7 protein-coding genes and 1 tRNA gene are annotated in these 7,223 nt (G+C 70.2%); 3 read left to right on the top strand and 5 right to left on the bottom strand.

Annotation, left to right across the window (positions count from 1 at the left end):
• Positions 1-108: 108 nt before the first annotated feature.
• The 3 genes from nusG to ABZ646_RS35785 form a co-directional block, all read right to left on the bottom strand.
• A complete protein-coding gene (nusG, locus tag ABZ646_RS35795) occupies positions 109-972 on the bottom strand; it encodes a transcription termination/antitermination protein NusG (protein WP_360528553.1) in 864 nt (287 codons plus the stop codon).
• Positions 973-1,052: 80 nt separating this feature from the next.
• A complete protein-coding gene (secE, locus tag ABZ646_RS35790) occupies positions 1,053-1,337 on the bottom strand; it encodes a preprotein translocase subunit SecE (protein ID WP_132890224.1) in 285 nt (94 codons plus the stop codon).
• Positions 1,338-1,445: 108 nt separating this feature from the next.
• Positions 1,446-1,518, bottom strand: a tRNA-Trp gene (locus ABZ646_RS35785).
• A gap of 261 nt (positions 1,519-1,779) precedes the next feature.
• Here ABZ646_RS35785 and ABZ646_RS35780 point away from each other — a divergent pair.
• The gene (locus ABZ646_RS35780) at positions 1,780-3,006 is read left to right on the top strand and encodes a pyridoxal phosphate-dependent aminotransferase (RefSeq protein WP_360528549.1); all 1,227 of its coding nucleotides are present in this window, start codon (positions 1,780-1,782) and stop codon (positions 3,004-3,006) included.
• 131 nt (positions 3,007-3,137) lie between these two features.
• Entirely contained in the window at positions 3,138-4,178 is a 1,041-nt protein-coding gene (locus ABZ646_RS35775) for an adenosine deaminase (RefSeq protein ID WP_360528546.1), read from the top strand.
• A gap of 452 nt (positions 4,179-4,630) precedes the next feature.
• Here the strand turns inward: ABZ646_RS35775 and ABZ646_RS35770 are convergent, their stop codons facing one another.
• Entirely contained in the window at positions 4,631-5,254 is a 624-nt protein-coding gene (locus tag ABZ646_RS35770; RefSeq protein ID WP_360528543.1) for a helix-turn-helix domain-containing protein, read from the bottom strand.
• A 147-nt stretch (positions 5,255-5,401) separates the two neighbouring features.
• On the opposite strand from ABZ646_RS35770, the gene ABZ646_RS35765 reads away from it, so the two are divergent.
• Entirely contained in the window at positions 5,402-6,031 is a 630-nt protein-coding gene (locus ABZ646_RS35765; protein ID WP_360528540.1) for an NAD(P)H-binding protein, read from the top strand.
• Between the two features lie 10 nt (positions 6,032-6,041).
• Here ABZ646_RS35765 and ABZ646_RS35760 read toward each other — a convergent pair whose 3' ends face one another.
• Positions 6,042-7,097: a UDP-N-acetylmuramate dehydrogenase gene (locus ABZ646_RS35760; RefSeq protein ID WP_360528537.1), complete on the bottom strand. Its 1,056-nt coding sequence runs from the start codon at positions 7,095-7,097 to the stop codon at positions 6,042-6,044.
• Positions 7,098-7,223 lie beyond the last annotated feature (126 nt).

The raw sequence follows: 7,223 nt of genomic DNA, 5'->3' as shown, positions 1-7,223 counted from the left end.
GGGTATAGATGCGCGGCCAAAAACCGAGCAGGTCAGGCACCTGCCTGACCTGCTCGGAAGCTTTACGTCCCACTCGTGAGCGTGACGTCCAGAAGAAGCTGGGAGGAGCTAGTTCTTCTGGATCTGGTCGAACGACAGCTCCACCGGCGTCTCCCGCCCGAAGATCTCCACCAGACCCTTGACCTTCTTGGAGTCGGCGTTGATCTCGTTGATGGTGGCCTGCAGGGTGGCGAACGGGCCGTCCGTGACGGTGACCGAGTCGCCCACCTCGAAGTCCAGCACCTGGACCTCGACCTTGCGCTGCGGCGCCGGCTTGCCCTCGGCCTCGGCGGCCTCGCGCGCCGCCTTCTCCTCGGCCTCGGGGGCGAGCATCTTGACGATCTCGTCCAGGGTCAGCGGGTAGGGGTCGTAGGCGTTGCCGACGAAGCCGGTGACGCCGGGGGTGTTGCGGACGACGCCCCAGGACTCGTTGGTCAGGTCCATGCGGACGAGGACGTAACCGGGCAGCTTGTTCTGCTTGATCGTCTTGCGGTCGCCGTTCTTGATCTGGACGACCTCCTCCTGCGGCACCTCGGCCTGGAAGATGTAGTCCTCGACGTTCAGCGAGACGGCGCGCTGCTCCAGGTTGGTCTTCACGCGGTTCTCGTAGCCGGCGTAGGTGTGGATGACGTACCACTCGCCGGGAAGCGTGCGCAGTTCCTCGCGCAGGGCGACGACGGGGTCGACCGGCTCGGCGGGCTCTTCCTCGGCCTCTTCGAGCTCATCGGCGGCCTCTTCGGCGTCGTCGTCCGTCTCGTCGGCCTCGTCCGCTTCCTCGTCCTCGACGTGGACCGCGGCCTCCTCGGCCGGCTCCCCCAGGTCGGCCTCGGCAGCCTCGAACTCGTCCTGCTCGTCCGCGCCCTCGACGATGTCCAGCTCGTCGTCGACGGTCTCGGCGGGCTCGACGGCGTCGTTCAGGTTCGGGTCAGACACGATGGCTGCTTCTTCCTGGATACATAGGGGTGGAACATGCGAAAACGGGCGCCGCTACCACGGCGCCCTTCGCTCTGTGCTCAGCCGAAGACGTACTTGGCAGCGTGGTTGAGTCCATAGTCAATCACGGTCACCAGAGCGATCATGATGGCGACGAAGAAGATCACCACGGTGGTGTACGACGTCAGCTGGTTGCGAGTCGGCCAGACGACCTTGCGGAGCTCCGCGATGATCTGGCGGTAGAAGGTGGCGAGGCGCTTCAGCGGGCCCTTCTTGGCACGCTTGCCGCCCTTGCGGGCCTTCTTCTTGGACTCGGGCACCTCATCGGCATCAGGAGTATCGATGGAGCCCACGGCGTCCGTCATTCGTCCTCACCTGATCCCGGGTCGTGGCCGTGCCGCGCCCGGTTCCAGAGCCGCACGGCGGTGCAATGCTTGTACGTACATGCGCACACATCCTGGCGGTGTGTGTAGCAGGGCCGGAGGGACTTGAACCCCCAACCGCCGGTTTTGGAGACCGGTGCTCTACCAATTGAGCTACGACCCTTTGGTGTCCCCCAACGTACCGCATCCGGACGGGTGCTCGGTGTGTGCACCGTCTCGGCCGCGTCTGCTGAAGGCCAACGAGGTGAGAGTGTACGTGCTCCGTGGCGCCGCGTCGAACAGAAAGCGCCAGTCCGGGGCAGTCGTACCGAAGATCGCCCTGGCCGGAGGCCGGATCCGCACGCTTGTTCACGGTTCGGCCCGAAGCTGTTCAGTCTGTGAAACCGGCGTGCCGGGCAGGTTTCCGGTCTGGAACGATGGGTCCATGAGCGCTGCAACCCCTCCCACCGAGCGCCGGGTCTCCGCCCGAGTCGGCGCGATCTCCGAGTCCGCCACCCTCGCCGTGGACGCCAAGGCCAAGGCCCTGAAGGCCGCCGGGCGCCCGGTGATCGGCTTCGGCGCCGGTGAGCCCGACTTCCCGACCCCGGACTACATCGTCGACGCCGCGATCGAGGCCTGCAAGAACCCGAAGTACCACCGGTACACCCCGGCCGGCGGTCTGCCCGAGCTCAAGGCCGCCATCGCCGCGAAGACGCTGCGCGACTCCGGCTACGAGGTCGACGCCTCCCAGGTCCTGGTCACCAACGGCGGCAAGCAGGCCATCTACGAGGCCTTCGCCGCGATCCTCGACCCTGGTGACGAGGTCATCGTGCCCGCCCCGTACTGGACGACGTACCCGGAGTCCATCCGTCTCGCCGGCGGTGTCCCGGTGGAGGTCGTCGCCGACGAGACCACCGGGTACCGGGTCTCCGTCGAGCAGCTGGAGGCGGCGCGCACCGAGAAGACGAAGGTCGTGCTGTTCGTCTCCCCGTCGAACCCGACCGGCGCCGTCTACAGCGAGGCCGAGACCGAGGCGATCGGCCGCTGGGCCGTCGAGCACGGCCTGTGGGTCCTCACCGACGAGATCTACGAGCACCTGGTCTACGGCAACGCGAAGTTCACCTCGCTGCCGGCGATCCTGCCCGAGCTGCGCGACAAGTGCATCGTCGTCAACGGTGTCGCCAAGACGTACGCGATGACCGGCTGGCGGGTCGGCTGGGTCATCGGCCCCAAGGACGTCGTCAAGGCGGCCACGAACCTCCAGTCGCACGCCACCTCGAACGTCTCCAACGTGGCGCAGGTCGCCGCCCTGGCCGCCGTCTCCGGCGACCTGGACGCGGTCGCGAAGATGCGCGAGGCCTTCGACCGGCGCCGCAGGACGATCGTCCGCATGCTCAACGAGATCGACGGCGTCCTCTGCCCGGAGCCCGAGGGTGCCTTCTACGCGTACCCGTCGGTCAAGGCGCTGCTCGGCAAGGAGATCCGCGGCCGGCGCCCGGCCTCCTCGGTGGAGCTGGCCGAGCTGATCCTGGAGGAGGCCGAGGTCGCGGTCGTACCCGGCGAGGCCTTCGGCACGCCCGGCTACCTGCGGCTGTCGTACGCGCTCGGTGACGAGGACCTCGCCGAGGGCGTGAGCCGGATGCAGAAGCTGCTGGCCGAGGCGAAGGACTGACGTCTTTTCACGCTCCACGCGCGCGTGCGGGCCGCTTCCCTGCGGGGAGGCGGCCCGTTCTCGTGTGCGAGCAAGGCCACTAACGGGCAATCGGCTACCGGTACGGCAGGTGTGTACGGCAGGATCCTGGAATGGAGCACGTACGTGATGTCTCTGAACTGCCCAAGGCACACCTGCATCTGCACTTCACCGGTTCGATGCGGCCGGGCACCGTCCTGGAACTGGCCGACAAGTACGGCGTACGCCTCCCCGAGGCGCTCACCGATGCTCTGACCAGCGGCGAACCACCGAGGCTGCGGGCCACCGACGAACGCGGCTGGTTCCGCTTCCAGCGGCTGTACGACGCCGCGCGCTCCTGCCTCAGAGAGCCCGACGACATCCGGCGACTCGTGCGCGAGGCCGCCGAGGAGGACCTGAGGGACGGTTCGGGCTGGCTGGAGATCCAGGTGGACCCGACGTCGTACGCCCCGCGCCTGGGCGGTCTGATCCCGGCCCTGGAGATCATCCTGGACGCGGTGGAGACGACGTCCAGGGAGACCGGGCTCGGCATGCGCGTACTGGTCGCCGCGAACCGTATGAAGCACCCCCTGGACGCGCGCACACTCGCCCGTCTCGCGGTGCGCTACGCGGACCGCGGCGTGGTCGGCTTCGGTCTCTCGAACGACGAGCGGCGGGGCATGGCCCGGGACTTCGACCGGGCGTTCCACATCGCACGCGAGGGCGGGCTGCTGGCGGCCCCGCACGGGGGCGAGCTGACCGGCCCCGCGTCGGTCCGGGACTGCCTGGACGACCTGCACGCCTCCCGGATCGGGCACGGGGTGCGGGCGGCGGAGGACCCGCGGCTGCTCAAGCGGCTGGCGGACCGGGGCATCACCTGCGAGGTGTGCCCGGCCTCCAACGTCGCCCTGGGCGTCTACGAGAAGCCCGATGACGTCCCGTTGCGGACCCTCTTCGAGGCGGGGGTCCCGCTGGCCCTGGGCGCCGACGACCCGCTGCTGTTCGGCTCCCGGCTGGCGGCCCAGTACGACATCGCGCGCGTGCACCACGGTTTCACGGACGCGGAGCTGGCGGAGCTGGCCCGGCAGTCGGTACGGGGCTCGGCGGCACCCGAGGCCATGAAGGCGGAGCTGCTGAGGGGCATCGACGCCTGGCTGACCGCCCCGCTGCCCTGATCAGGGCCTGCGGAAGTGGGCGTACGGCGGGTACGCCCTTCTGGCGCGGGCCCCAGCCGGCCGCGTAGGCCAGGGACATCGCGCGTGGGTGGTGTGCCGCACCTCGTCGCGCCTCGTCGGTGGTGGGGCGATTCGGGCCACCGGGAAGCCCGCAGCCCGAGCGTCTCGTGGACCAGGACGAGATCGACGAGCGGCCCCTCACCCTCGTCGGGCGGCACGCTGTCGCGCAGCGGCACATGGACGATCGTGTGCCGCGAGTACGCGGCGAAGGAGAACATCCCGGCGAGCCGGTTGAGCCCGTCGTGGTCGCACAGGAGTGTGCCGATCGGCACGGGGGCGCGCAGTGAGGTGTGGCGCAGCGGCTGCCGCGGCTGGACGACCCGGTGTTCGTACGGTCCGGTGCGGGGCCGGTACTCGCGCAGTCTCAGCCGCGAGCGGGATGCCTCATCGCGTCAGGGTCCCAGGCGGGCCGGGTCCTCGACAACGGAGATTCCGCCCAGCAGGGTGCGGGTGATCCGCGCGGCGAACGCGTCCACCGGGGGGCGTTCGCCGGTCGGTGTCGCGTCGTAGCCGAAGACGCGCTGGACGCAGGCGCCGAGCAGCAGGGCGGCGGCCGCGGAGGTGTCGGCGTCGAGGCGGACCCGGCCAGCCGCCTGCTCGGCGCGCAGGTAGGCGTCGAGGGCCCTCATCGGCAGATGCGGTCCGGCGCCGATGGTGCGCAGCCGGTCGTCGAGCTTCCGTTTGAGCTGCTGTTCCGCGTAGAGGGATGCGGCGATCGGGAAGCTCTCCTCGTAGAAGAGGGCGGCCTGGCGGGCGATCTGGGTGAGGTTGTCCTCCAGGGCGCCCCGGCCGGGTTCGACGGTGAGTTCGTCGAGCAGCGGCAGCAGCCGCGGCAGCCGCTCGGTCAGGACGTGCACGAACAGTTCTTCCTTGCTGGGGAAGTACTTGTACAGCGCCGCTTCGGAGCAGCCGGCCGCCTTGGCGATCTCCTTGGTGGTGGCACGGGCGAGTCCGACGGTGCGCATCAGCTCGTGTGCGGCGTCAAGGATGCGGACGCGGGCCGGTTTCTGCTGCATGACGCCCAAGGATCACATGCCCCTTCGTTGGGTCCGACGAATGCGCCGAAGAGCCTTGACGGGTGGGTAAGTACTTACTCATCCTAGAGGACACACGGGTGAGTGAACACTCACCCACCCTGCTGTACGGATGCAACGGGAGCAGTCATGAACCTCACTGTCTTCGGCGCGACCGGTGGGATCGGCCGGGAGATCGTCGGTCAGGCGCTGGCGTCCGGGCACCGGGTGACGGCGATCGTCCGCGACCCGGCCCGGCTGACCGTGACCGGGCCCGGCCTGGAGGTTGTCCGCGCGGACCTCACCGACCCCGAGGCGGTCCGCCCGGCGGTCGCGGGCCGGGACGCGGTCCTGTCCGGCCTCGGCCCGCGCAGCACCAAGGACGCCGGGGTCGCCACGCGTCTGACCCGCACCGTTCTGTCCTCGATGGACGCGGCCGAGGTGCGGCGGCTCGTGGTGGTCAGTGCGGCACCGGTGGGCCCGGAACCGGACGACGGTCTCGTGGACCGCGCGGCCCGCGCGCTGATCTCGAAGATCCTCAAGGCCGTCTACGACGACCTGCGCGAGATGGAGGCGGAGCTGTCCCGCAGTTCCACGGACTGGACGTCGGTCCGCCCGCCCCGCCTCCAGGACAAGCCCCTCACCGGCACCTACCGCACCGTGATCGGCGGCTTCCCGCCGAAGGGCCGCTTCATCGCACGGGCGGACGTGGCGCACGCGATGCTGGCGGCGGTCGACGACGAGGCGACCGTGAAGCAGGGGGTGGGGGTGGCCTACTGAGCCGCGTTCCCTAGAGGCTCACGCCGACGGTCACCGGCTCGTTGACGAGGGTCACGCCGAAGGCCTGGTGAACGCCCGCGACGACCTCCCGCGCCAGCTCCAGCAGATCCTCGGTGGTCGCGCCGCCGCGGTTGGTCAGCGCCAGCGTGTGCTTGGTGGAGATCCGGGCCGCCCCGCTGCCGTACCCCTTGCCGAACCCGGCCTTGTCGATCAGCCAGGCCGCCGAGGTCTTGGTACGTCCCTCCCCCGCCGGATAGGCCGGCGGCTCGGCCCCGTCGCCCAGCCGCTCCCGCACGCGCGCGTGGAAGTCGGCGAACTCTGCGTCCGTGAGGATCGGGTTGGTGAAGAAGGACCCGGCGGACCAGGTGTCGTGGTCCTCGGGGTCCAGCACCATGCCTTTCCCCGCACGCAGCTTCAGCACGGTCTCCCGGGCGTCGGCCAGCGGCACCCGGTCCCCCGGTTGCACGCCGAGCGCCCGCGCGGCCTCGGCGTAGCGCACCGGCGCCGACAGCCCGTCCGCGTCCTCCAGCGCGAAGCGGACGCGCAGCACGACGTACCGCTCGGGGTCCTCCTTGAACCGGCTGTGCCGGTAGGAGAACGCGCACTCCGCGTTGGTGAGCGTCACGGTCTCGCCGGCCCGGCGGTCGTACGCGACGACCTCGGTGATGGTCGAGGACACCTCCTGGCCGTACGCTCCCACGTTCTGGATCGGGGTGGCTCCCGCCGATCCCGGGATCCCGGCGAGGCACTCGACGCCGGCCAGTCCGGCTTCGACGGTGCGGGCGACCGCGTCCGTCCACACCTCGCCGGCCGCCAGCTCCACCGTCGTACCGCGCAGTTCGAAACCGGTGGTGGCGATGCGCAGGGCCGTGCCGTCGAAGCCCTTGTCGCCGATGACCAGGTTCGATCCGCCGCCGATGACGAGCAGCGGGGTCCCGCTGCCGTCGGCGGCCCGGACCGCGGCGATCACCTCCGCGTCGGTGGTCGCGGTGACCAGGCGGGTGGCGGGGCCGCCGAGCCGGAAAGTGGTGAGGGGGGCGAGGGGGGCGTCGTGGAGTTCCTGCACGCGCCCAAGACTACGAGACGCCACCGACAGCGCCGCCTTCCCGATCCGCACGCGCGCGTGGGGCCCCGTTCCGGCGAACGGGGCCCGCGCCGCGCCGCCGGCCCGACCCGGTGGAAATACAAAACC

It is taken from the genome of Streptomyces sp. NPDC007162 (genome assembly GCF_040634175.1).
In the GTDB taxonomy this organism is placed as follows: domain Bacteria; phylum Actinomycetota; class Actinomycetes; order Streptomycetales; family Streptomycetaceae; genus Streptomyces.
This window is presented reverse-complemented; position numbering and strand designations above follow the sequence as displayed.